The organism is Campylobacter concisus, assembly GCF_003048375.1.
GTDB classification, from domain to species: Bacteria; Campylobacterota; Campylobacteria; order Campylobacterales; family Campylobacteraceae; genus Campylobacter_A; species Campylobacter_A concisus_T.
In genome coordinates this window covers 1,324,029-1,348,558 of record NZ_CP021642.1, presented here as the reverse complement: position 1 = coordinate 1,348,558, position 24,530 = coordinate 1,324,029, and the positions used below count along the sequence as shown (strand labels likewise).

The window sequence follows — 24,530 nt, the reverse complement described above, 5'->3', positions numbered from 1 at the left end:
GAATAATATGGAAAGAATTCTAGTAGTTGATGATAATAAGGCACTTGCTAAGCTAATCGTCATGCAGATGGAAAAGAGCATTGAGGATATGGCGATCGACGTTGCGTATGATTTTGCCGAAGCCCAGATGCTAATTAGTGAGCACGGCAAAGATTATTTTATGACTATCTTGGATCTAAATTTACCTGACGCACCAAATGGTGAGATCGTTGATTATGTCCTTGCTCAAGGGCTCTGTGCTATCGTTTTAACTGGTAGCATCGATGATAAGACGAAAGAATTTTTTATAAACAAAGACATAGTTGATTACGTCTATAAGGGCAACATGGATGATATCAACTATATCTTTCAAATGATAAACAGACTAAGCAAAAATAGACAATACAAAGTCCTTGTCGTTGAGGACTCACTGCCTTTTAGAAATATGATAAAAAAAATCTTAACTAGCCTTCAGTTTAAGGTTTTAGCAGCGGCTCACGGCGAAGAGGCGATGAGCTATTTTGCTGATAATCCTGATATAAATTTAATCATAACTGACTATAGAATGCCTGTTAAAGATGGTTTAGAAGTCTTAAAGGAGGTGAGAAAAGAGAAAGATAAAAACCACCTTGGTGTGATCGTGATGACCTCGCCTAGCGAAAAGACTGATGCTTCGATATTTTTAAAAAATGGAGCTAGCGACTTTATAGCAAAGCCATTTTCAAAAGAAGAGCTCATTTGCCGTGTAAATAATACCATTGAGGCGATGGAAAATATAAATAAGATAGCAAATTTTGCCAACCGCGACTTTTTAACTGGTGCTTACAATAGAAGATTTTTCTATCAAGATATAGAAGAGTACGTCCAAGCAGCTGAAGAGCTTGATGAGCCTTATGCATTTGCCATGCTTGATATAGATCACTTTAAAAAGATAAATGACACATACGGACACGATGGTGGAGACAAGATACTAAAATCACTCGCAAAGATACTAACTGACAACACAAAAGGAAGAGATGTGGTCGCTAGGTTTGGCGGTGAGGAATTTTGTGTCGTTCTTAAAAAGATAGCAAAAGAAGAGGCGATTAAATTTTTTGTAAATTTAAGAGCAAAAGTGGCTGAAAATGAGGTAAATATAAAAGATAAGATCGTAAGAGTGACCGTCTCTATCGGCATATCTTTTGGAAAAGGTCACTGCGAGATAGATGATATGCTTGAAGCTTGCGACTCAGCGCTTTATGTCGCAAAAGAAAATGGTAGAAACAGGGTAGAAATAGCTTTATGATTATAGATACGCATTGCCATTTGGATAGCAAAGTTTATGATTTTGACCTAGAGCAAATTTTATCTGAAGCTAGAAATTTAGGGCTAAAAGGCTTTATTATCCCTGGAGCTGATATTAATGATTTACCAAAAGCGGCTAAAATAGCGCACGAAAAAAATGATATTTTCTTTGCCGTTGGAGTTCATCCTTATGATAAAGAAAATTTTGATATAGAGACTTTGAGAGAATTTGCCAAAGACAAAAAGTGTGTGGCTATCGGCGAATGTGGTCTTGACTACTACCGCTTGCCAAAAGATGAAGAAGAAAAGCTAAGAGAAAAAGCTGATCAAAAACGTGTTTTTTTAGCTCAACTAGATTTGGCTGTTGAGTTAAAAAAACCCGTTATCCTCCACATCAGAGAGGCTAATGAGGACTCTTTTAACATCTTAAAAGAGTATGCGCCAAAGCTTGAAGCTGGAGCAGTTTTGCATTGTTATAATGCCTCGCCACTTCTTTTGGAGCTTTGCAAATTTGGGAATTTTTACTTTGGCATAGGTGGCGTTTTGACATTTAAAAACGCTAAGAATTTAGTTGAAATTCTGCCAAAAATTCCTTTTGATAGGGTATTGATAGAGACTGACGCCCCTTATCTCACGCCAGAACCAAATCGTGGCAAGAGAAATGAGCCGGCGTTTACGACATTTGTTGCTAAAAAGATAGCTGAAATTTTAAACCTTGAATTTGAAGTAGTTTGCAAAACGACTTCAAATAATGCCAAAAGGTTATTTAAGTGCTTTGCCTAAATTTTGGGCATTGTGCTTGCTTAAGATGCTAGCATCATTAAGCTTTGACACGAAAAAGGATAGAAATGAAAGCAATGCTTAAGATATTTTTATTATTTGCATGTAGCACCTTGCTACTAGCAAACGCCCCTGAGAAGAGCTCTTACGACACTCAGGTTAAAATTTTAAAGGAGCTAGATATCGATGCTAGCTTTATGAAAACTTCTCACTATGCAAAGATGAGACAAGGCATACAAAACTCACAGGTAAGAACATTTACAGATGCCTTGAAAAATGGCTATATGTATATACCAATGATAAAAGAACAGATCAAAAAATCAGGCGTGCCTGAGTCGTTTTTCTATCTAGCTATGATAGAGTCAGGCTTTTCTAATCATACTGTCTCAAATGCTAAAGCTACTGGTATGTGGCAGTTTATGGAGCAAACAGCAAAAATTCATGGCCTAAAAGTAGGGCAATACACCGATGAGAGAAAAGATCCGGTTGAATCAACTGTCGCAGCTACAAACTATCTAAGATCACTTAAAAATCAATTTGGCAAATGGTACTTGGCAGCAATGGCATATAACTGCGGCGATGGTGCATTAAAAAAAGCTATACAAAAAGCTGGTACAGACGATCTTGTAACACTTCTTGATGCTGAGAAAAAATACCTCCCAGCTGAAACTAGAAATTTCATCATTAAAATTTTAAGAGCGGCATATATAGCAAAGGATGCGGACTTTTTGATATCTAAAGAGTCATCTTTGCTAAACATAAATGGCGGATTAAGACTTACGAAAGTAAAAGTGCCAGGCGGTACAAATTTAGCTCAGATAGGCGACAGCATCGGTCTTAGCACAAAAAAGATGAAAAGTAATAACCCACATTTAAAATTTGTATTTACTCCTCCAACTTTAAAAGATTATTACGTTTATATCCCTGAAAATAAAAAGCAACTTTTCTCAGATAATTTCAAACCATTTAATGGCAAAAATAACTTCTACGCATACACAGTAAAAAAAGGCGAGACCTTGCTTTCTATCTCTAAAAAAACAGGCGTTAGCCACAGAGCGATCAAGGACTACAACGAGCTTAGCACAAACGCAGTAAGCTATAATCAAAAACTAATAATCCCTTTTTCTACTCAAAATAAATCTCACAACTACGTAGTTCAAACAGGCGATACAATCGCATCTTTATCAAAGAAATTTAACGTAAGTGAAAAAGATATAAAAGATGCAAATTCTTTGGCTAGTTCAAATTTAAATGTCGGAGCAAATATTGTCATACCGTAAGAGCCTAAATTTCTACTTAGGACTAAGTTTTACACTTTTAATCACTGGTTGTTCTTGGAGCGGGGCTCCATTTACTCCAAGTGGCCCAACTAATGTAAGAGGCAACAACTCCGCCTCAGTTCAAAAAGCAACAATGAGACCATACACCATAAATGGCAAAACCTACTATCCAACCGTCGTAAGTGTCGGCGATAAAGCCAGCGGAACGGCAAGCTGGTATGGTCCAAATTTTCACGGTAAAACGACCTCAAATGGCGAAGTTTATAATATGTATAATATGACTGCGGCGCATAAGACTTTGCCGATGAATACAATACTTAAAGTAACAAATTTAAGAAATCAAAAAAGTGTTATCGTGCGCGTAAATGACAGAGGACCTTTTGTGGCTGACAGGGTGCTTGACCTTTCAAAAGCAGCTGCGATGAAGCTTGATGTCATCGGCACCGGCACAGCTCCAGTTAGTATGGAGGTTATCGGCTTTAATGAAGACATCAATGCCGTTACAACCGCTAGCGCGCAACCAACAAAACCAACAAGCACTGGCATAAAAGTGCCAAATCCAGTCTCTCCAACAGCTCCAGTTGGCGGCATCGTGATCTCATCAGAGCAACGCGTTGTGGGTGGAGATTTTATGGTACAAATTGGCTCGTTTAAGAACCTTGAAGGCGCAAACAGATACCAAAGAGAGCATAAAAGCATAGATGGTTATAGATCAGTCGTTAAGACATTTACGATAGATGGCTCAACCATTTATAGGGTATTTTTAAATGGCTTTAGAAGCGAGGACGAGGCTAGGGATTACGCAAGAAGCGGTAAATTCCAAGGCGCATTTATAGTAAGAGGTTAGGGCGTGAGAGAGGACATTTTAGAACTAACTAGAAATACAAAAGAGACGCAAATCTCAATGAAGCTCAAAATTTATGGCTCTGGGGTTGCAAAGATAAGCACAGGCATTGGCTTTTTTGACCATATGCTTGAAGCTTTTACCAAGCACTCTTTGCTCGATCTTGAAATTTCATGCAAGGGCGACACGCATGTGGATTTTCACCACAGCGTCGAGGATGTAGGCATAGTTTTGGGGCAACTTTTAAAAGAGGCTTTATATCCATTAAGCGGTGTTGAGAGGTTTGGCGAGGCGAGCGTTGTTATGGATGAGGCGGCTGTTTTTTGCGCGCTAGATCTTAGCAACAGGGCTTACCTTGTATATGAAAATTTTAATGAAAATGCCAAGGTTGGCGAGTTTGACACTGAGCTTGTGGAGGAGTTTTTTAGAGCAGTTGCCATAAATTCAGCCATCACTCTTCATCTAAATCAAATTCGTGGCAAAAACACTCATCACATCATCGAAGCAACATTTAAATCATTTGCCGTAGCACTCCGCAGAGCGCTTGCCAAAAACGCAAGGATCGGCACTCCAAGCACTAAGGGCGTTTTATGATAGAGATTATATTTTTAGACGTTGATGGGTGCCTCACTGATGGCAAGATCATCTACAATGCAAACGGCGAAGAGCTTAAATTTTTTGATGTAAAAGATGGCTACGCGATAGAGAGCTGGCTAAAGCTTGGCAAGAAAGTAGCTATCATCACTGGCAGAAAGTCGGCTATCGTTGAGCGAAGGGCTGAGGATCTAAAGATAAACCACGTCTATCAAGGCGTTGGCGATAAATTTGAAGTAGCAAGAGAGATATTAAAATTTGAAGGGCTTAGCTTTAAAAACGCAGCAGCTATCGGCGATGACTATAATGACTATAAAATTTTAGACGCAGTTGCATGGAGCTTTAAGCCAAAAGATGCCATTAAAGAGCTTGATGTAAAGACAAAGCTAAAGCACAAAGGCGGCAATGGCGCTGTTAGAGAGATGATCGAGCTGATCATAAAATCAGAAAATTTATATGACGAGTGGTCTAAGCGTTGGTTGTAAAAATTTTCTACTTCGTCGTGGCCATTTTTAGTGCTGTGATGATATTTTTAGCGGCTCAAGACCCATACCTAGCAAACGTGCTAAAGGTTGATACCAAGATATCAAATATGCAGGTAAATGACGTGGTTGATTATGAGATAAACTCAACAAAGATAAGCGGAGTTTATGAGAGTGACGAGCTAAACAGATATAGCGACAGGGATGAATTTTTAGACTTTAAAGCGAGAATTTTAAGGGGAAATTTAAGACATTTTCTAAGCTCAGATAAGGCTATCTCGCAAAATGACGAGATAATATTTCAAAAAAATGCAAACTATGAAAACAACGATAGTTTGAAATTTAAAAGCGATGAAGTTATATACAACACAAAGACAAAAATAGTAAGATCAGAGGCAAATTTCACCATCACTAGAAATGGCGACAAAGCACTGGGAGATAGTGGAAGCTACGATCTTGGTAAAAAACAAACGCAGATAAAAGGGTTAAGGGCATGGGTAGAAGAAAAGCAGCGATTTTAGCGATGATTTTGGGCTTTACATTTTTAAATGCAGAGCAGGTCGAGATCACATCAAATGATTTTTTTGCTGACGAAAACAAGCAGATCAGCGAATTTGTAGGCAATGTAAATATCAAAAAAGGCTCATACGATGAGCTAAAGGCAAACAAAGTCGTTGTGCATTTTGATAAAAAGCGCCAGCCAGTAAAATATGTAGCCACAGGCAACGCTAGAGCTAAAATTTTCATGAAAGATAAGCACTATGACGGCAAGGGCGATACGCTCACGTACGAGCCAGCAAAGCAGACATACACAGTAACTGGCAACGGTTACTTGCACGAGGTAGAGACTGATAAAAATGTCTATGGTGAAAAGATCGTTGTCAATCAAAAAGATGGCACATATAGCGTAAATAGCGACGAGAAAAAGCCGGTTAAATTTATCTTTCAGATCGAGGATAAAACCAAGTGATAAGAGCCTTGAGCGCTAAATTTATCACATCAAGCCCAAGCATAAAGGAGGCTCCAAGCTTTGTGACAAGCGAGGTGGTCTTTTTGGGTAGGTCAAATGTTGGTAAAAGCAGCCTCATAAACGCACTTGTAAATCAAAAAAATTTAGCCAAAAGCTCATCAACTCCTGGCAAAACGCAGCTTATAAATTTCTTTGAGGCTGAGTTTTGTGAGGAAAAAGAAGAGAGTGAAAAAGAGAAATTTAAACTCATCTTGGTTGATCTACCAGGTTTTGGCTACGCAAAAGTTGCAAAGTCAAAACACGACGAGTGGCGTAAAAATTTAGATGAGTTTTTGAAATTTAGAAGCGACATCAGACTTTTTATACATCTAATCGACGCTAGACATTTTGACTTAGACATCGACGTAAACGTGGATTCTTACCTAAAAAGCTTTTTAAGAGCTGATCAGAAAATCTTAAATTTATACACAAAAAGCGACAAGCTAAATCAAAGCCAAAAGAGTGCGATAATGAAATTTGACCCAAGTGGTATTTTGGTCTCGACACTCAGCAAAAGCGGCATCGACAAGGCACGGGAAGCTATCATAAACCACGCTCTTGGTAGGTAAAATGCAAACCATAAGCAGCTTAGACATTAAAATTTTCAAAGGCTTTTGGTGGGCTATTTTTTTGCTCTCTTACGAGATCGCAACTACGCAGTTTGGCTTCTTGCCGCCACTTATTGGCATTTTTTTTACATATATGATTTTAGAGTATTCAAGAAAGCAAAAGCAGTATGATGAGTTTAAGCCTTCGTGGTATTTTTCACTCGTTTTCTTGGTCTTTGCTGAGCAAATTCATGGCTTTTATCTCTTTTCAACTATCATTGCATTTTTGCTATTTTACAACTTCGTGCTAGACTGGCTATATACGACGATGAAGTGGCGAAACTGCCTGCTTGTAATCTTTGTCGCCTCTGGCTATGTGCTAACCTTTCTTGTAAATAACCTTTTTGCCTACGTCTTAAACGAACCAAATTTGACTTTTAGCGCAGAGTATCTATTTTTCATAGCGCTTGAAAGTGTGCTTGCTATCGTGCTTTTTAGGGACAAAGTGCTATGAGGATGCGTATCGTTTTTGGCGTGATTGCTCTTTTTTGGATCATGCTTTTGGGGCGGATTTACCACCTAAGTGTCAATTCAAACACCTACTACAACGAGATCGCTGAGCAAAATGCGATAAAAACTATCTACATCCCACCAGTTAGAGGTATCATCTTTGATGCGCACGACAAGCCTATGGCGGTCAATCGCCTAGGATTTTCTATCTATGTAAGGCCGCACCTTAGCGCAAACAAAAAGGTGAAAATTTTAGACGATGAGCTAGCCTATATCGGCTCGCTATTTGGCGATCTAAACGTCACCAAACTTAAAAATGAATACATAAAAAACGACTCAGCTTACAACCAAGACTTCATAAACGTGGTCGAATTTGTTGATTATGATAAATTTTTGCCATTTTTTGCGCCACTTTCTCTGCGTGAAAATTTAGAGATAAGACCCGCTTCAAAGCGCCACTATCCATACAACGACCTAGCTTCTCACATCATCGGCTACGTCGGTAGGGCAAATCAAAAAGATATGGAAAACGACCCTTTGACAAAGCTTACAAACTATATCGGTAGAAGCGGCGTAGAGCGCTTTTATAACCCTATCTTGCAAGGAATTCAAGGCTTTAAAAAGATCAAGGTAAATGCGCTAAATGAAGAGATCGAGCAGGTGAGCTATCAAGCGCCACAAAGTCAAAACATAAAGCTCGCCGTCGATCTTGAGCTTCAGCAGTTTGTCGCTGACGTCTTTGGTAAGGATGCAGGAAGCGTCATAGTTATGAGCCTAAAAGATGGCGCTATAATCGCAGCAGGAAGCTTTCCTGAATATGATCTAAATCCTTTTGTGCTTGGAATTTCTCAGGCTGAGTGGGAAGAGCTTGTAAAAAATGTCGATCACCCATTTACAAATAAGCTAATAAACGGCCTCTACCCGCCAGGATCTGTCGTAAAAATGGGTATGGCTCTTGCCTTTTTAGACAATGGTATGAGCAAATATGATAGCTTTTTTTGTAGTGGCTCGTATGAGCTTGGAGGGCGTAAATTTCGCTGCTGGAACTCGCATGGTCATGGCACGGTTAATATGAACACAGCCATTAGAGAGAGCTGCGATGACTATTTTTACAAGGGTAGTCAAAAGATAGGTATAGATGCCATTGTGCCGATACTTGAGCGTATGGGTTTTGGTAGAAAAACAGAGGTTGATTTGCCAAACGAGTTTGTGGGGACGCTGCCAAGCAGGGAGTGGAAGATGAGGAAGTATGGCAAGGCGTGGTTTCAAGGCGAGACGCTCATCACCTCTATCGGACAGGGAAATTTTCTAGTCACGCCTATGCAGGTGGCTAAATACACAGCAGGCCTTGCAACTGGGCTAAATGTGACGCCACATTTTTTAAAGAGCATCGATGGCAAAGATGTTGATTTTACGCCAACAGATGATGCTTTTACGCCGTTTGAAAAGTCGCAGCTACCTGCCATTAGGCATGCGATGTATGAGGTGGCAAATCACCCAAGAGGTACGGCAAATAGGCACTTTGTGGGAAGTCTTGTAAAGGTTGCGGCAAAGACTGGAACAGCTCAGGTCGTTGGCATCTCGCAAACTGAAAAGAAGCGTATGAAAGAAGAAGATATGGCGTATCTGCAAAGATCTCACGCGTGGATGACGACCTATGCGCCTTTTGAGGATCCACAATACGTCATAACGATGGTTGTTGAACACGGTGGTCACGGTGGTAGCGCTGCTGGACCAAAAATCTCTCAAATTTATAACAAGCTAGTTGAAATGGGATATATAAAACTTGATAAAGTCCAGACTGAGAAAGATAAGAAATAGATTTTTTGAGTATGTAGAGGCAAGCCATAGGATTTTGAAGCTTATATGTAAATATGAGGAAGTTTTTGAGTATATTCTTTTTTAAATTTTTGATTTTCAAGCTACAAGCAGAATGTAATTCAAGTTTTTTATCCTTTTTAAACAAAAAATATAAAGTTTGCAAACTTTTAAATTTTCATTCTTTCGCAAGAATTGACTACTAAAATTTGGCTTTGCTTGCAGCTTAGCTCAAATTTTAGAGCAAAAAATACCATTTAAAATTTGCTCGAATTTAACCAAAACCGTATACAGAGTTTTTGCACAGTTGCATGTCATCTTGAACGTGCCAGAGAAGAGGGATTGTTTAAGGAAGAAGGGAGCTTTTTTGTTTCGTGAGCTTCGTAACTACAAGCAGAGCGTAATTTAAGCCTTTTTGTCTCTTTTTTGATAATTTTATATCGCAAGTCAAATTTTAAAATCTTGCTCACTCGCTTTAGCAGATTACTAAAATTTATGGCTCATAGTCACTAGACACTAAATTTAAAAGCATGATATGCTTGCTCATAAATTTTAAAATTTGTTTGAGTTTCTTGTCATAAACCGCATGCAGCGCTTTGGTGCCATTGCATGCACCTTGAACGTGCGAGGAGTTTGGAGGATTTAAAAAAAGGGGATAAGGGGACGGCCTCGTAACTTGAGTCCCCTTGTCTCCCTTTTGAATAAAAGAGTTTATAAATTTAAAGTTGTGATTTCAAAAAATAGAAATTTGCTATTTTGCAAATTTTAAATTTTCATTCACTCGCAAGAATTGACTACTAAAATTTGGCTTCGCTTATCGCTTAGCTCAAATTTTAGAGCCGAAATTACTCGTTCATGAAATTTTAAAATTTACTAGAAATTTTTGCGTTATATTGTTTAATTTATTAACTACTTATATGTGCCATATGGCGTTTTTTTGGATTTTAGGATCGTCAAAATTTATAAATTTTCCTAGCCCCAAGTGAGACAAAATGGGGCTAGAGTAGGGATTATTTTTTAGCTACAAGAGCGTTTTTTAGTACATCATCGATCGTATCTACGGCGATGATCTTCATATCAGCTTTTACTTCGGCTGGGATATCGACAAGGTCGCGGTCATAGTTTTTGCGAGGTATCAGAGCTGTTTTGATGCCAGCTTTGTGAGCGGCTATAAGCTTTTCTTTTAGTCCTCCGATAGGTAAAACTCTGCCAGTTAGCGTGATCTCACCTGTCATTGCGATGTCGTGCTTGACCTTTGTGTCAGTTAGTATCGATGCGATCGCAGTTGCCATCGTGATACCAGCGCTTGGGCCATCTTTTGGCACTGCACCTTCTGGCACATGCAAGTGAAGGTCGTAGCGTCTATAAACGTCGCTGGCTTCTAGCTTGTGCTTGTCATCATCAAATTTTGGCACGATAGCCATCGGCACTTTTAGCTTTTTGTTATCTATCAGCACTTTTACCACGCTAAATGCTATCTGAGCGCTCTCTTTCATCACGTCACCTAGCTGACCGGTGATCTGCATATTGCCTTTGCCTTGGATCCTGATAGCCTCGATCCTTAGCACATCGCCGCCGACACTTGTCCACGCGAGACCATTTACCAAGCCGATCTGATCTTTTTTATCCGCTGGCTCGATCTCATAGACCTTTTTCTCTAAAAACTCTTTTAAATTTTTAGCCGTGACGCTGATCTTGCCTTCGTTCTTTTTAGTGAGGATATTTTTGGCGACTTTTCTTAGTATGTCAGCGATCCTGCGGCGTAAATTTCGCACGCCACTCTCTCTTGTGTAGTCGCTAATTATTAGCTCAAGCGCCTCTTTGCTAATGCTCACATCGCTTGGTTTTAGGCCGTGCTTTTTAAGCTCTTGAGGCAAGAGATATTTTTTAGCGATCTCAAATTTTTCTTGTGGGGTGTATGAGCTAAGCTCGATAAACTCCATCCTGTCGCGAAGTGCAGCTGGTATCATGCTCACGTCATTTGCTGTGGCGATGAAGATGATCTTGCTAAGATCGATGTTGAAATTTAGATAGTAGTCTCTAAATTTATTATTTTGCTCTGGGTCTAAAATTTCAAGCAAAACAGCGGTCGGATCGCCTCTGTAGCTTCTGCCAACCTTGTCGATCTCGTCTAAAACAACTACTGGATTCATCTGTTTGGCTTCTATGAGCCCTTGCACGATACGACCTGGCATAGCGCCTATATAGGTGCGGCGGTGGCCTCTTAGCTCGTTTACGTCTTCAAGTCCGCCAAGAGCGATCCTGACTAGCTCACGCTTTAGCGCCTTTGCTATCGAGTTTGCAAGGCTTGTTTTACCCACGCCTGGAGGGCCTGCAAAGCATAAAATGGCGCCGTTATTTACCTTTTCGCCAACGCCTCTAAGCTCCAAAAGCTCACGCAAAGCAAAATACTCCTCTATGCGCTCTTTTGGCTTTTCTAAGCTGTAGTGGTCGGCATTTAGGTGCTTGCTCACTTCAGCGATAGATGACTTTTTCTTAGCTATGTTTTCAAATGGAATTTCAAGTACCCAGTCGAGGTAGCTTTGCAAAGTATTTGCGTCTGCTGAGTCTGGGTGCATGCGAGAGAGCTTATCTATTTGTTTTTTGATCTCTTTATAGGCGTCCTCAGCCATAAATTTCTTCTTCGCATCAAGCTTTTTGCGGTACTCTTCAAGCTCCTCTTCACGGCTCGTGTCCGCTCCAAGCTCAGCTTGAATTTGCTTTAGCTGCTCTTTTAAGAAGTACTCTTTATTTGTCTTGTCGATCTTTGAGTGAACCTTGTTTTTGATCTCTTTTTGAAGCTTGTTTGCCTCGATCTCTTCGATGACGTAGTCGATGAGCTTTAGTAGGCGCTGTTCTAAATTTTCTTCGACAAAAAAGCTATAAGCGATCTGTTTTTTTAGACGAAGTGCGCTTGAGACTAGGTCGCAAACCCTGATCGCTTCAGCGCTCTCTTCGATCGTTTTTAAAAGATCAGGTGGGAAAAAGTGGCTAAACTGCGAAAGCTCTCTTACTTTTTCTCGTAAAACTACGATGAGAGCGTCAGTTTTGACCTGTGATGGGCGCTTTACGTGGAGCATATCGACGATGCCACGGAGTGGGTTTATACCTGATTGCTTTAAAATTTTACCTTTGTCGATGCCCTGAAATAGCACTTTTACGCGTCCGTCAGGTAGGGGCACACGGCGCATTATCGTGCCGATCACGCCTGCATCATAGATGCCGTCAAAGTCTCTAGCGCCGTCTTGCTGGGGCTTTGTAGGCACGACAAGGATCGGCGTCTCTCCTTGTATGGCAAGCTCAAGAGCTTTTAAATTTTCTTCGTCGCTTAAAAAAAGCGGCGTTATCATAAATGGATATAAAAATAGCTCGTCCTCAACTATGATAGGGATCTCAGTTGGGAAGCCTTTGTTTTCGTTTATTTGCAAAATTTCTCCTATTCAAACAGTTTTCTATACCATGCCACGTCAGGTTTGATAAGGTCTGAGTTTTTAAACGGCGACTCTTCTAGCTTTTGCTCGTAAATTTTAGCCGAAACGTCACGGCCAGTTCTCTTGTAAAGATCTGCTATTTGCATATCTAAGAAGTAAAGAGCAAGTTTAAATTTGATAAGCATGGTCTCGATAAGCGGCTTATACTCGGTATTTGGATACATATAAAGAAATTTTTCGATCTCAGTTACGCTATCCTCCATTAGCTTTTGGTTGCGGTTTGGCTGGGTAAATGAGTCAAAATTTGCTTTTATCTTTAGGTATTGAGCAAATTCTGTTTTTGGGCCGTTATCGCCGTATCTTTTGATGTATTCATCAAGATAGTGATTTGCCATGAGATACTCTTCGTCATTTGCGTGAGCTTGGGCAAGGATGAGTAAAATTTGCTCCAAAAGTGGGCTTGCAACGTGCTCGCTAGCCATTGAAACGTAGTGTTTATCAGCTGACTCCAGATCGCCATCTTTTATGTCAGCGATGACTTGAGCGTACCACTCGTCTGGGCTTAGATTGTAAAGCTCGGTGTATTTTTCAGCACAACCGCTAAAAAGCCCTAAAAGAGCCACAACTGCTAGAAATTTAGAAAATCTTTTCATGCTTTTCCTTAAAAAGTTTAAATTCACGTATTCTACATTTTTTGCCATTATTTTTGTATAAATTTTTTAAAACTATGCTAAAATAAGGTAATTTTACAAAACAGGAGTCAGTATGATTTTTAGTGTTAAAAGCCCTATTTTAGGCTTCGAGCATATCAAGACGATGGAACTGATTGAGCTTGATAAATTTTTTGTTAAGCTGGCAAGCAAAGATGACGAAACATCTTTTACTATGATAAATCCTTTTGCATTAAGAAGCTACGAATTTGACATACCAAGTTATTATGAAGAGCTTATGGAGATCAAAGAGAGCTCACAACTTAGAATTTATAACATCATAGTAGTTGCGCTTCCGCTTGAGAAATCAACCGTGAATTTCGTAGCTCCTATCGTTTGTAATATGGACAATATGACCTTGTCTCAAGTGGTTTTAGACGTTACAAAATATCCACAATACGGACAAGCTGAGATGATAGAAAATTTTATACAAAAGTAAGTCGCAGGGAGGCTTTTAAAAACAATCCTTGGTTTTCTTTTGTGTTAAGGAGATTACAATGAAAACTATATGTCTTCTTTTTTTTGTTATTGCATTTAGTTGGTGCGCGCCTAGGGAATGCACACTAGCCGAGGCAAAGTCCATCGGTTGTAAAGTTACTAAACCTTATAATGAAAATAGCACTAATGTACAGTATTTATGCTTTACAGATATTGAAGAGTATGTTGATGGTTCTCCTAAAAATATCCCTCACTGCATAACAACTTATCCTATAACTTGGACGGTAGATACAAAATTACTAGCACTAGATCACTATCATGGCTATATTTCAAACGGCTTTGAGCCATTAAAAACTGCTGTTGATGACCATTCTTCAGTAGGGTTAAAACAAAGAATAGTAAATGGCAAGCTAAATACAAGAGTAAATGGTGACATGGCAACCATAGGTGCTACTGTTATGATCCAGCGAGATGGTGAATATAACTTTGATCCGAGTCCAACTAACGGCAAATCATCGACTTATTCTGAAAAAATTTTTAAAAATGATGGTAGCTTTAGTGTTAGTAACTATACGCAGTGTCAAAGTGATTTTATTTATAATCCAAATAAGCTTAGTTATTGCCAAAACTCGGCCTTATCTACATTTGACTTTAGCGAAAAAGGCACCTTTATACAAAACAATCTTAAAGGCAAAAACGTGGTCTACGCCAGACTATACTGGGGTAGTTCCATCTATCAAAACTGGAAATTTAAAAATGAAGTAGCGTCAGATTTTATATCAAATGCATTGAACTTTATAAAAGGATATAGCAGGATAGACTTTAAGGTTCCTGGTGAAGAACAAGCCATAACGATAGACGCCAAACCAGAAGATATCTTTTGGACAGGTTCGTTCAGCGAGTATCGACCACAGTCAATGACTTATGAAGCATATGAAGGATCTGGTGACCACCAAACGGCTGTAAAAGCTGGTATAAACTACATGTATGTTGCAAGTGCTGATGTAACAAAGATCGTTCAAAAGAGTCTTGGAACAACAAAAGAGGAGAGAACTTTTTATGCTGGAAATATCAGAGCTACGACCACTCCTTTTAAAAAAGATTTTCTGGAGGATAGTGATAGGTATTTTGATAGACCTCCTAAAAAACCTGGAAAAAAAGCTAAAAAAGTTGATTTAGGAGGAATCTTAGGCGTATTTGGCTCATTATTGTTTTCACCAGTTAATAAAAATGAAAATGGCGGATATTGGATGCAGACATATCCAGCTCAATATGCTGGTTGGAGCTTGGTTATCATCTATGATTTTGATGATGAAACGGCCAGAGAAAATAATATAGAACCAAGGATGGTTAGTATATTTGACGGTCTTGAAAAGCTTGCACCAGAATGGCTTACAAATGATGAAATTACAACAAAGCATTTTAGCCCAAAAACTTCCAACATAGATATTGATTTTACTAATCTTAGTAATCCAAAATATGGAGATATAAATGCTACACTTACGATGCTTTCTTTTGGTGCCAGAAGGGAGGTCGAGGGTGATGATATAGAGATAAAAACAGAGCATAATAGTCTCTTTAAGAGTGTAACCAGCGAAAATAACAAAAAAGGTAATCAGTTTAACTCAACTATGACAAAATTTGGAGAGTTTATAAATCCTAGCAAGAATTTTAATAACCAAATCGATCTAGACATATTTGATATTTCAAAATTTATAAAAAACGAAGACACGAATGCCCAGATACGTTTTACAGTTGCAGCAACCAAAGCCACCTGGGTAGTAAATGCAGATCGTCCAAATCTAGCCTTAGTTGGTTTTTCTAGTCGTATGTATAGGCCAGAAGTTTGCTATGATGAGTATATATATAAAAAAGAGCCAAACCAGCCAAACAAGCCCGAAAATAACCCTTATGGCAAATTTGTTTTTACTAAATTAGAACCAAATAAACCAAATAAGGTATCAAAAGACACTATCTTAACAACAGTAGTTCGGATAAAAAATGAATCAACCAATGAAGACGCTAAAAATTTTGCTTTAAAGGCCATTGTAGCTTCAAGTCAAAAATACATTCAAGAGACAACATATGTAGTTCCAAATATAAATACATCAACTATGATGAATAATCCTAGGGATATATTGAATAATAATTACAACAAAGACAATACAAAACTACAAAAGCTAAATGGCAATGAACTAACCTTTTTCTTAGGAGAAGGCTCAGACACAGATAAAGGCGGGATAATTAAAAAAAATACAGGCAATTATGCTTATGTAGCATATGATACTATGTTTGATCCGTCGCCAAGTAATAACAAGCCTAAAGTCTTTAAAGGACATAGCTATAAATCAATGGTTGTAAATTCAGAGCCTTATGATACATACATTAAAAAATGTGATCCATATGAATACAACATCGAGATAGAAGGAGACAAACCAAACGACTTCATCCCAAGTAGCAAGCCAGATGATGGCACAGGGGCTTTTAAAAATAGACTTTTAACCCAGATAGTCTCAAAGCCATTTGATATCTATATCACAAACTACGGAGAAGATGGCAAGAAAAAAGCACCAGACTCTCCAGTGAATGTAAAGGTTGAGTTGGTTACGTCTTGCAACGCCGCATCAAATTTATATGAAAAAAATATAAATTTTAGCGATAAAGAGAGTGAGGTTTTGTTAAAAGATATCAAAGTAGATAGGGCTTATAAAAGCCTTAAATTTAGAATTTCACACCCTAACCCTAAGAAAAAAACAGACCCTACAGCACCAGAGAAAATCGTATCATGTGAAAATTTAGATGATTTTGCCGTTAGACCAAGCCACTTTAGGCTTTGGGATAATGCAACAGGTGCTGCCATAAACACTTCAACAAAGTCTTTTATAGGCGGTGAGACATATAATGACACCATTTCGCTTGCCGCTATGAAGCTAAACGATAGCGATCTAGCAATAGGCTATGCAAATAGCCTACTTGCAAGCCTTGTAGCTAAAAATGGTAACGTCTGTAATGCCATTTTAGATAGCAAAAACAGGCTAAATGTAAAATTTACAGAGGCAAGCGGAGGACTTGGCAAGATCACACGTAGTGCAAATAGCAATGATGGCTTTTCATACTCAGATATAGGCAATACAACTTTTTATGTAGTAGATAGCAGTTATACTTCAACAGATCAGCACGCTTCACCAAGAGGCGATGACTGTGTGAAAAAATATAGAAAACCAGCGTTTGATCCAAACAATCCAGCAGATGATCCAGATGGTATCGGTAGGGTTAGCTGTGATATCGAGCTTAAAAAAGAAGGCAATGTTACGTTTCAATTTATCCCAGAAGATATGCAAATAAGCAATTTAAAAATCATAAAAGACGACGACGTGACTTATCTCGACAATGACGGCATGCAAAGAGTAAAACTTAGTTTTGATGTGACTGCAAAACTATCTGATACATTAAAAAATCTGCATCCAGAGCTTTATGGCGACTATAGATACTCAGATGAAAAATATCTACCTGCAAAGTTTTATGTCGATGCTTGCTATGCAAATGAGGCTAATTTTGAGCTAAAACTGCATAAAGTCCCTTTAAATTTCACAGACAACAACGGCAATGTTGGCACGCTTAAAAAGGCAAATGAAGAAATTTTATTTTTTGAAGTTCTTGGATCAAATACTAAAAAATTAACTGGTTCTAACGCTAAAAAAGGTATGTTTTATATTAAAAAAAGTGCATTTGAAGAAGGCAAAGCTAGCGCTGAAGTCTATTTTAACTTCGCTAGAAAAGTAAATCACGCTAAAAATCCTTTTACGGTATCTAGCGATGATTTTAGTCTTGACAACTTAGATACGATCATAAATTCTAAGTCTTATAAATATGAATCTCCAGCCAAAAAAACATCGGCAAATTTCTACTATGGCAGGGTCTATGCGCCTTATTACGAGGGTCCAGCAGATGGATTTTTTGCCAAAATTTATTATGGTGTATATTGTGATGATTGCGACAAAGCTACATACTTAACAAGTGGTACTGGCACATGGCAGGCTTTCCCAGCGGCTACTTCATGGTATGTAAATCCTTCACATAAAGTAGGAGTGCTTAAATTTGATGATTTTAGCTTTTCTAATAATACAGTTTTAGGAAATAATGTAAGTGCTGTAAATAATGGCGAACAACTAATTTTTGTAAGCAATCAAAAGCCAGTTAAAGACATAGCAAAGATGCATGCTAATATGTGGCTAATATATAATGAATTTAATAAAGATGCTACAACAAATGATTTTACACTAAAATTTCTAGTGCCAGATGGTAACTGGGCTGGTAAGACACTAAAAGAAGGCTCAGAAAAGGGCGATGTAGGAAATGTAGTGGGTGCAGAGGGAAATTTTAAAGACCTAAGCAAGAAGACAAATAGGAGAATTTCTTGGTAGATTCTAGCCATTTTTTTTCAGATTTTAAATTTCAAAAAATAAGCATACATTTAGAACCAAAAAGATATACTTGCCCACTATGGCAAGATGCCAATATGTTAGTTACATTATGGAGATTGTAATTTGAAAATTCTTTTTTTATTCCTATTTTCTTTTATTTATATTTTTGGTGATGCAGTGTATCCAGCAGGAACGAGTTTTGTAAAAAACACTAACAAATCTTGTACACCAGCATCAGGTACTTGTCAAGCCGGAACATGTTTGCTTGATCAAGACGGAATTAAACACTGCATAGAGCCGTCTAAAAATGGCGGAAAGGCTTCTTCGAAAGATGCGGATGATATGTATTATATATATAGTCAAACATCATGTTATGTTGAAGAAAATATAGAGAAAATAAAAGGGTATTTAGATAGTTCTAGAAATAATAAGCTTAAAAAAAGAGAAGAAGGTAGTTTTAAAAGTGTTATTGGGGATATGGATGTTATAGGGGCTACTGTCGTCATACCAAAAGTAGATGGATATAAATTTGATCCAACAAAAGCAGGCGCAGACCCATCTCCTGTTGTTGAGAAAAGATATGTTAATGAAGAACCTAGTCTTAGTACAAGCAAATTCCCAAATTCATCTCGTGCGACATTCACATTTAGTGGTAAAAGCGAGCATGAAAAAAAATATGTAGATGGCAGTAAGATAAAGTATGCTAGGCTTTACTGGGGAGGATCTATATATAAAGAGTGGTATTTGGCTTCCGACTATACAGATGAAATTTTTAAAGATATATATGGTTATTCAAGAGTAAATTTTAAAACCCCTAAGGGTACTTTTGTGGTGCAAGCTAGCAAAGATGATATTAAATTGGTCGGCTCTTTTTCGCAGGGTTATCGCGATATAATCACAAAAAAAAGTTTCAATGGTGACAATACTGAAGAAGCTACGCTAAGTGGAAGGGGTGGATACTATTATGTCTATCAGGCAAGTGCTGATGTAACAAAGCAAGTGCAAGATAGTCTTGGTAATAATCCAGAGGATAAAACACCAGAAAAACGAACATTTGCTGTTGGTGGTATAGCATCTACTATAGTACCATTGACAAGAGAAACTGGCAAAGTAATAAGTTTTAAGAGGGGTTACCCAGAAAAGATTGATCCAAACGAGAGATGTATAGCTTATCAAAAAACTTTTAGAACACCTTATGGTGCTATACTTTATGCGGATGGCAAGTGGAATTCGTCCTTTGGTGCATCTCAATTTGGTGGTTGGAGTTTAGTGATTGTTTATGATATGGGTGAAGAAGGCAGAGATAAAGGGGTTAAGCCAAGATCTATAAATTTGTATGATGGTATGGCTGATATCTATCCAAATGCAGCCGATCAAGATGAACCTAGTCAATCCTTTGATCTTAAATTTGATGAGTTCTATACTCCAAAAAGCGGATCAGTAAAAACAACTTTGGCTTTTATGGGGTTTGGTGGTAAGCCAGAGGTATCTGGAGAGGATATACAGGTAGAAAATAAAAATACTAATAAATTTGAATCTATTTTTTCATTACAAAATCCAAAAGGTAAACTTTTCAACTCGTCTATATCTAGATTTGACAAACCTGCTGTTGAAGGCAGGACTTTTAATGGTCAGATGGATCTAGACCTTATAGATATATCAGACAAAATGACAAACAAGCAAGAAGATGTTGGAGTCAGATTTAAAGCTAAGGGGTACACGGAAGCTAGTGGTACGTTTAATGGTGATAGACAAAATATCGGCATGGTAGCCTTCTCTACGTTACTTTATGATCCTGATGTATGCTACGAGGAAAACCTTGCGATAAAAAGTGGGGTCAATAATTGGATAGCTATAACACCAAACACAAAAATTAAAGTAAAAAAAGGCTCATTGTTAAGATCAACTGTGACAATACTAAACAGAGGCAATGAAGATGCCCATAAAGCCATATTGAGGGTAAAATTAAAGCCTGAATCTATGATTTATGAGAATGATACTAGTAAAATAATAACGTCTGGTACAAATTTGAGTAATTCGAATTGGGCTGCATTTGACGATAATGGAAAATACTTAAATAAGATCGATAATTATACTTTAGAATATAATATAGGCACAAATGCAACTTATGCGATTGGCGGAGAACTAACTCATGGACAAGGAAACTTTGCAAGAGTTCAATTTGACAGCAAGATAGAAGATAAGTATAAAAAAACAGAATATGAAGCTAAATTTATAAATAATGATACTGGCTTGCAATATGATTATGGTATAAGCAGATGCGATGATGGAAAAAATTATGAACTAGAGGTTGTAAAAGAAAAAAATAACTTTTATCCACGAAGTAAGGAAAATGACCCTAATGGTGATTTTAAAAATAGGCTTTTTACAAAGATAGTAAATAAACCATTTTACATCTTTATAACAAACTATAGCGAAGTAGATCAAACTCCAAAAACACCAGAGTTTCCTATTGATGTGGATCTAAAACTCGTGGAAAATTGTAGTGATGAAGAATCTGTACTAGGAAAGCAGTCTATAACACTTCACTTTACAAATAAAGATACTGAAAAAGTAAGAGTAGCTGTACCAAGAGCATATAAAGCATTGCGTGTTAAGCTTACTTATCTTGATGAACTGAAAAATAAAAATAAGGTAGTGTGTGAAGCTTTTGATGCATTTGCTGTAAGACCAGCTATGTTTCAGCTCTATGATAAGTCAGGCAGTGGTGGTTTATATAATGGTAGTAGCGTACTTGTGGGAGGGAAAGACTATAAAGATATAACCTTGGCTGCTTACAATTACAATAAAGATAAAGATAAGGCAACTCTTGCAAATGGATATACAAATACCTTAATCGCAGGTAGCTCTGCAACAGGTGTAAATCGTTATACAGAAAATAATGTATCAATCTTGCCTGTGGATAAGGCAGGGTGCATAATCACCGAAGATACAAAAAAGAGACTAAGTGAAGACAATAAACTAAAAATAGCCTTTGATAATCCAGCAAAAGCGGTAGGCACTATAACTAATTTAAAAACAAATAAAGAGGGATTTTCTTTCTCTGATATCGGAAATGCTAAATTTTATGTTGTGGATAAAAGTTATACAAGCATAGATAAAAAAACTCCACCACAAGATAGTGACTGTGTACTTGATAAGAGTGATAATGATGAAAACACCGAAGGCAAGGTCGGTTGTGATATAGAATTTGGTGAGAAAAAATTTGGTTTTGAGCCAAATGATCTTGAAGTAAGCGAGTTTAAAATTTTGCCAAGAGGCATTAGCTACATCGCAAATGAAAGCAGTGCAAGCTTTACTCCTATCTTGAGCTTTAAAGTAAAAGCTAGACTTTTTGATGATAATCCTGCACTTTTATATAAAGACGGTTGTTACTCAAACAATACACGCTTTAAGATAAAAGTAGGAGAAATGATAAATGGCTATACTGACAACAATGGCACTTTACTAAAAAACGATACAGATGGGTTAGCTAAGCTAAATAGTGAAATTTTGTTTTTTGGCAATCTTGATGCTAGTAAAGTCGAAAAAGTACATCCATCTTCTTTGCACGAAGGGCTCTTTGAAGTCAAAAAAGAAGCGTTTAAAGGTGGCTACGCTGATGTAAATTTAAAATTTAATTTCAAACGTGAAAAAAATGTAGCTAAAAATCCTTTTGAGGTAACAAGCGATACTTTCACGTTTGAGAGCTTAGTCGATACAAATAAAACAAAAAATAATGGCAACTACAAAAAGCCAACCACAAAAACATCGGCAAAATTTTACTATGCTAGGACATACGCGCCTTACTATGAGGGACCAAACACTGGCTTTAAGGCAAAAATTTACTACGGAGTGTATTGCAATGGCTGCGACGAGAGTAAATTTATATTGCAAAAACCTGGATCAAGCGCTCGCTGGGAGGAGTTTGCGGGTACGCACTCATGGTACGTAAATCCTCTTCATAGCTCAGCTTATGGCGAAGTAAACAACTACACTTATACAAACGAAAACTCAAGAACGGTCGAGGATACGACCAAGCGAACATCACCGGTTGATGGCATAAGCTATATATTTGTAAGCAACCCAAGAGCAGTTACAGATATAGCCAAGATGCATACAGAAAACTGGCTCATATATAATGAATTTGATAAAGACGCAGCGACAAATGATTTCACAGTGAGATTTCTCGTGCCAAATGGCGACTGGGCTGGCAAGACCCTAAAAAGTGGCTCTAGCAAAGGTGACGTAGGAAATGTTGTAGGCGGCGAAAATAACTTTAATGATCTAAGCGATAAGACAAATAGGAGAATTTCTTGGTAAAAAGAGGCTTTTCTCTTATAGAGCTTATCCTCTCGATAGTCGTTGTGGCGATCATCAGCACGTCGATACCACTTGTATTAAAGACCACATCTGAGCTAAATCAAAAGGCGGTTACGCAAGAGAGCTTGATGAATGCTAAGACCTACATGGGGCTTATCTTAAAAGCTCCCTTTAGTGACAAGGTCATCAAGGTCTCAACAAACATCGGCGGCAGTAGCGCTGAGACGGCTTACTTTTTTCCTATCATCTTAAAGCCAGGTGATCAAAGAAACGAATTTTATAAGATAAATAAAATAACAGGCGACGGGCATAGAGTTTTTGCCTATACAAACTCATCAGATCTAGTACCTGATACGGCAGTGAGGTCTGTGGATTATTACAAAACAAGAAATAAAAATTTAAACACAACAAATCAAAACAGAGACTATATAGTTGGCTCAGAATATAACGTCAGAATAAAAAATGGTAATGGGGATTTTAAGCCAAATTTAGGGCTAGACAACAGCGACGTAAAAGAGATAATTGTAACTGCTACTTCGTATAAAAACAACACAAAACAAGAGACTACATCAGTGCTAAGAGCTTACGCTTTTAATCTAGGTGAGGGCGGCTCGCTAAATACGAAAGTGTGGAAATGAAAAGAGCCTTTACTCTTCTTGAGCTTGTAGTCGTTATCGTCGTGCTTGGTATCATTGCTATGATGAGCTTTAACGCCATAATGAACATCTACTCAAACTACTTTCAAACAAAGACAGTAAATGAGCTCGAGACGCAAACAGAGATCGCACTGGAGCAAATTTCAAAGAGGCTAGAGCACCGCATAAAGCCAAGCGTGATCGCTAGAAAAACTGATGGAGCTTTTTTGGCGCTAAATGATAGTGGGGTAAATTTAGATGCTAAGTATGAAATTTTAGAATTTATCCCCTATGCGTATGAAATTTTTAATGATGTGCCTTCTGGTAGTAATAAAGCAGGCAGATACAGTGGCTACGCAGATCTTGCTAAAAGCTCACCAGCAACTGGTCTGATAAGTCCTGGAAGTAATTTTTCTACCGAAGTTGTTGAAACCATAAAAGATCTAACTTGCAGGGAAGATACAAATGCCACTTGTGTTGATTTCACAAAAAAAGATGGCGGCGTTGTAGCGATATTTTCTGATGTTTATTATAATGTGCAAGATTCTTTTGGATATAAAGGTGATATTACAAAGCTAGACATAGCAAAAGTTGGCGTAAAAAGCACTGATGGCAACACGCTAGAAATTTCAGGATTTGATGGCAAACAAATTTCAGAGCAGTATCATCTAGCTTACACAGCAAATGCCATAGTGCCAGAGCAAAGCGCTGATCCAAAAGATGCGGCAAACGGCGTCTTTGATCTAAATTTATACTACGACTATCGTCCATGGATGGGAGAAAAATATAAAAAAAATGGCGAAAAGGCAACCCTTGCTAAAAACGTTACGAGGTTTGTCTTTACTGAAAAAAATGGCGTCATCGTGCTAAAACTTTGCATGAGGGCAAAAAACTCAGAGATAACTATCTGCAAGTCAAAGGCGGTTTATTAATGAGGCGAGGATTTACACTCATTGCAGCGATATTTTTTGTGGTGATCGCAAGCTCTATTTGTATGCTAGCTCTTTCGATCGCTAGTACTTCAGTTAAGCAAAATAGTGAAATTTATCTAAGAGAGCAAAGCGAGCTAGTAGCTCGTGCAGCGACAGAATACGCCATGCTAGCTATCATAAGCAATGACTTTAGCACCACTTGTCTAGGGAACCAAAGCAAAAATGCAAGTGAAGACAATCCGATAGCTGGCGAATTTGGCGACCTCTTTACTTTTAAAGTATATGTAAAATACTTTGGCGATATGGGCAATGCTTGTAAAAACAAAGATGCTGTGATAGTAAAAGGAGCAAATCAAGGCACAATAATGCTTGATGTATTTGTCAGTTCAAAACCGGGAAAAGCCTCAAATCCTATAAATTTTCACAAACGAACTCTTCAGAAACTTTAAAATTTTATAAAGATTTTACTTTAATTTGCTTTTAGTTTCGTCGTGTTATAATCATCTTAC

Annotated in this window: 19 protein-coding genes; 17 read left to right on the top strand and 2 right to left on the bottom strand. The window is 37.9% G+C overall.

Annotated features, from left to right (window positions below; all coding sequences use genetic code 11):
* The first annotated feature begins 7 nt into the window (after positions 1-7).
* The 11 genes from CCS77_RS06735 (at position 8) to mrdA (ending at position 9,131) form a co-directional block, all read left to right on the top strand.
* Entirely contained in the window at positions 8-1,264 is a 1,257-nt protein-coding gene (locus CCS77_RS06735; RefSeq protein WP_107916940.1) for a GGDEF domain-containing response regulator, read from the top strand.
* Positions 1,261-2,046 carry a TatD family hydrolase gene (locus tag CCS77_RS06730; RefSeq protein WP_107916939.1) on the top strand — a complete coding sequence of 262 codons (786 nt, stop codon included), beginning with the start codon at positions 1,261-1,263 and terminating at the stop codon, positions 2,044-2,046. Before CCS77_RS06735 ends, CCS77_RS06730 begins: the two co-directional genes overlap by 4 nt.
* A 65-nt stretch (positions 2,047-2,111) precedes the next feature.
* Positions 2,112-3,323: a lytic transglycosylase domain-containing protein gene (locus CCS77_RS06725; protein WP_012140081.1), complete on the top strand. Its 1,212-nt coding sequence runs from the start codon at positions 2,112-2,114 to the stop codon at positions 3,321-3,323.
* The gene (locus CCS77_RS06720) at positions 3,310-4,170 is read left to right on the top strand and encodes a septal ring lytic transglycosylase RlpA family protein (RefSeq protein WP_009294185.1); all 861 of its coding nucleotides are present in this window, start codon (positions 3,310-3,312) and stop codon (positions 4,168-4,170) included. Before CCS77_RS06725 ends, CCS77_RS06720 begins: the two co-directional genes overlap by 14 nt.
* Before the next feature lie 15 nt (positions 4,171-4,185).
* A complete protein-coding gene (gene hisB, locus CCS77_RS06715; protein WP_035142991.1) occupies positions 4,186-4,761 on the top strand; it encodes an imidazoleglycerol-phosphate dehydratase HisB in 576 nt (191 codons plus the stop codon).
* Entirely contained in the window at positions 4,758-5,246 is a 489-nt protein-coding gene (locus CCS77_RS06710) for a KdsC family phosphatase (RefSeq protein ID WP_107916938.1), read from the top strand. The genes hisB and CCS77_RS06710 overlap by 4 nt, the downstream gene beginning before the upstream one ends.
* Positions 5,237-5,764, top strand: a complete 528-nt coding sequence (lptC, locus tag CCS77_RS06705) for an LPS export ABC transporter periplasmic protein LptC (protein ID WP_021086384.1) — start codon at positions 5,237-5,239, stop codon at positions 5,762-5,764. Before CCS77_RS06710 ends, lptC begins: the two co-directional genes overlap by 10 nt.
* Positions 5,737-6,213 (top strand): lipopolysaccharide transport periplasmic protein LptA, encoded by a 477-nt coding sequence (gene lptA / locus CCS77_RS06700; protein ID WP_021086410.1) that lies wholly within the window; start codon positions 5,737-5,739, stop codon positions 6,211-6,213. Before lptC ends, lptA begins: the two co-directional genes overlap by 28 nt.
* Complete coding sequence (yihA, locus tag CCS77_RS06695; RefSeq protein WP_004317590.1) at positions 6,210-6,821, top strand: ribosome biogenesis GTP-binding protein YihA/YsxC; 612 nt, start codon at positions 6,210-6,212, stop codon at positions 6,819-6,821. The genes lptA and yihA overlap by 4 nt, the downstream gene beginning before the upstream one ends.
* A gap of 1 nt (position 6,822) precedes the next feature.
* Positions 6,823-7,314, top strand: coding sequence for a hypothetical protein (locus tag CCS77_RS06690; protein WP_103621256.1), 492 nt, complete (start codon positions 6,823-6,825; stop codon positions 7,312-7,314).
* Complete coding sequence (gene mrdA, locus CCS77_RS06685; protein ID WP_107916937.1) at positions 7,311-9,131, top strand: penicillin-binding protein 2; 1,821 nt, start codon at positions 7,311-7,313, stop codon at positions 9,129-9,131. The genes CCS77_RS06690 and mrdA overlap by 4 nt, the downstream gene beginning before the upstream one ends.
* Before the next feature lie 1,007 nt (positions 9,132-10,138).
* Here the strand turns inward: mrdA and lon are convergent.
* On the bottom strand, positions 10,139-12,556 hold the full coding sequence (gene lon / locus CCS77_RS06680) for an endopeptidase La (protein ID WP_103601898.1): 2,418 nt from the start codon (positions 12,554-12,556) through the stop codon (positions 10,139-10,141).
* Positions 12,557-12,564: 8 nt separating this feature from the next.
* Positions 12,565-13,212 carry an outer membrane protein assembly factor BamD gene (locus CCS77_RS06675; protein ID WP_107916936.1) on the bottom strand — a complete coding sequence of 216 codons (648 nt, stop codon included), beginning with the start codon at positions 13,210-13,212 and terminating at the stop codon, positions 12,565-12,567.
* A 112-nt stretch (positions 13,213-13,324) separates the two neighbouring features.
* Between CCS77_RS06675 and fliW the strand changes: the two genes are divergently transcribed.
* The 6 genes from fliW to CCS77_RS06645 all read left to right on the top strand — a co-directional run bounded on the left by fliW (position 13,325) and on the right by CCS77_RS06645 (position 24,470).
* Positions 13,325-13,708 carry a flagellar assembly protein FliW gene (gene fliW / locus CCS77_RS06670; RefSeq protein ID WP_103647732.1) on the top strand — a complete coding sequence of 128 codons (384 nt, stop codon included), beginning with the start codon at positions 13,325-13,327 and terminating at the stop codon, positions 13,706-13,708.
* Between the two features lie 58 nt (positions 13,709-13,766).
* A complete protein-coding gene (locus CCS77_RS06665; protein WP_107916935.1) occupies positions 13,767-18,131 on the top strand; it encodes a hypothetical protein in 4,365 nt (1,454 codons plus the stop codon).
* A gap of 261 nt (positions 18,132-18,392) precedes the next feature.
* Entirely contained in the window at positions 18,393-22,454 is a 4,062-nt protein-coding gene (locus CCS77_RS06660) for a hypothetical protein (RefSeq protein WP_236635252.1), read from the top strand.
* Positions 22,448-23,092 carry a prepilin-type N-terminal cleavage/methylation domain-containing protein gene (locus CCS77_RS06655; RefSeq protein WP_107916933.1) on the top strand — a complete coding sequence of 215 codons (645 nt, stop codon included), beginning with the start codon at positions 22,448-22,450 and terminating at the stop codon, positions 23,090-23,092. The genes CCS77_RS06660 and CCS77_RS06655 overlap by 7 nt, the downstream gene beginning before the upstream one ends.
* Positions 23,089-24,021, top strand: coding sequence for a prepilin-type N-terminal cleavage/methylation domain-containing protein (locus CCS77_RS06650; protein ID WP_107916932.1), 933 nt, complete (start codon positions 23,089-23,091; stop codon positions 24,019-24,021). The genes CCS77_RS06655 and CCS77_RS06650 overlap by 4 nt, the downstream gene beginning before the upstream one ends.
* Positions 24,021-24,470, top strand: a complete 450-nt coding sequence (locus tag CCS77_RS06645; RefSeq protein WP_107916931.1) for a type II secretion system protein — start codon at positions 24,021-24,023, stop codon at positions 24,468-24,470. Before CCS77_RS06650 ends, CCS77_RS06645 begins: the two co-directional genes overlap by 1 nt.
* The last annotated feature ends 60 nt before the right edge of the window (positions 24,471-24,530 follow it).